The 1,798-nt window shown below is 43.6% G+C and carries 2 protein-coding genes and 1 pseudogene; 1 reads left to right on the top strand and 2 read right to left on the bottom strand.

The annotated features are described in order from the left end of the window. Nucleotides 1-398 (top strand): annotated as a pseudogene (locus tag CKK19_RS25225) (hypothetical protein); the annotation flags it as partial. A gap of 42 nt (nucleotides 399-440) precedes the next feature. Here the strand turns inward: CKK19_RS25225 and CKK19_RS25220 are convergent. Beyond that, on the bottom strand, nucleotides 441-1,112 hold the full coding sequence (locus CKK19_RS25220) for an EAL domain-containing protein (RefSeq protein WP_225455268.1): 672 nt from the start codon (nucleotides 1,110-1,112) through the stop codon (nucleotides 441-443). Between the two features lie 221 nt (nucleotides 1,113-1,333). Continuing rightward, nucleotides 1,334-1,798, bottom strand: a 465-nt coding sequence (locus CKK19_RS25215; RefSeq protein ID WP_225455267.1) for a tyrosine-type recombinase/integrase, incomplete at its 5' end; no start/stop codon positions are given.

The following is a 1,798-nucleotide window of genomic DNA, read 5'->3' as shown; positions in this document are numbered from 1 at the left end:
AATTCAGTAAACCACTTCACAGTGCTGCCGATTGGGTGCAGGACAAGACAGGGTTTAATACCCGTAGTGTCGGTCATGCTGTTAAAGGTTGGTTAGGAATAGATGATAAGCCTACAGGGACAGCGGTAGAACAGTACGGCCTGAATGGTGATTCTCTGCGAGGGGGAGCGCTTCGTGATTCTGCTATATCATCCCTAACCAGCACCAATAGTGCGCCATCGTACAACCTTGCACCTGTATTCAATCTCAATCTTGAAGCGTCTGTTCCGCTCACCATCGCCAGCGATAGCTCAAGATTAAGCGATTACATTGATTTCCAGGCGAGAGCCTCACAAGCAAGTTTCGCACAGTCACTAACCTTGTCAGCCTTGAGCGGTCAAAGCAGTACAGGCGGGTGATACATCAAAGGGGCGTAAGCCCCTTTTTTGATGGTTTCAACACTACAGCAATAAATCCACGTTTTTAAAAGGGACAGATTTAAAAAGATACCCCTGTAATCCCCAAATCCCCACCTCACGCAGTATTCGCAAATGTTCTCGATTCTCAATCCCTTCGATAATAACTTTGCCGCAGTGTTTTTGAATGGAAGCAATCAGCGGGTAGAAGGTTGGTTTCTGCACCTGTTCATTAAAGAAGCAGCGATCTACCTTTACAACCTCAAAGTATCCTTCCATTAAACTAACAACATTTGCATTTCCTGCGCCAAGGTCATCGAGCCATAGCCCATTTACACCCTGGCTCAGCGATTTTAATAAGGGACTTTTCAATCCCTTATCCAAACCAGGGAAATGCTCAGAAAGTTCAAGTTTGATGAATGGCATCGATTCGAAAGTTTGTCTAAGTATGTAGTCATGACGTATCAGAAAAGCCATTTGCTGATCAATGTTCAGTGTACAAAATAGATTCTTTTGCTCGAACCACGTTTGCTTAATGGCAATGTTTCCACATTGTTCGTATAGGAAAAGCCGCTTCCTATCTAAATCCCAAGATGAAATTACGAACTCAGGGTGAAGGGGACGTCCATCTGAGGTAATGAAGCGAGTGAGAAGCTCAACGCCTAACAACCTCTCGTCAATGCTCACAATTATTTCCGCGATAAATTGAGTCTGCATGTGTTTACTCCATGAATGTAACAGACTGATAATGATGCATTTAAAAATGCTGATCAATAAAAGCGATCAATTAGCAATATACGATTGATAATAACGATTGATATAAGCGATTGAAATATGGGGGGAAAATAAATTTCAGATCATTCCTAATCATGGGTTAGGGGGCTGAGGATTTATGTGTTCTTGAGCGGGAAGATATAAATGGGGCATCAGCCCCTTTTTTAGTTCTGGAAGTCAACTACACATAACAGGTCTTTAAGCGGTGGGCGATGCGTGTAAATAGAGGTGACGCCTAAACTTTGGGTTCGGGAATGACCAACTACAAACTGCATCAAAGGTAAAGACACGCCCCCAGATGCAAGGCAATGGCTTACGAAGGTGTGACGAAGACTATGTATGCGCCTTTTTAGCCCAAACTCATCATAATCAGGGATACCTGTTTCATTCATCAACTTACCCCATTCGACTGTTGCTGTGGTGTAGTTAGGTAAGTCACTGAAAATCAGATCACCATCGTTTAGAGCATCGGCAAGACTGAGTAAACCTGACTCTAAAACCTTATTGAGTGGTATCTGGCGTTGGGCATGTTCGGTTTTCCCGTCTTCTATATAAATGTACCAGCGTGAAGTTTCTTCATCTAAACGGATGTCCCGCTTTCTGATAGAGGCTGACCTGCCCCCACGATT

This window comes from Enterobacter sp. CCUG 70166, assembly GCF_020224095.1.
GTDB lineage: Bacteria > Pseudomonadota > Gammaproteobacteria > Enterobacterales > Enterobacteriaceae > Enterobacter > Enterobacter intestinihominis.
This window is presented reverse-complemented; position numbering and strand designations above follow the sequence as displayed.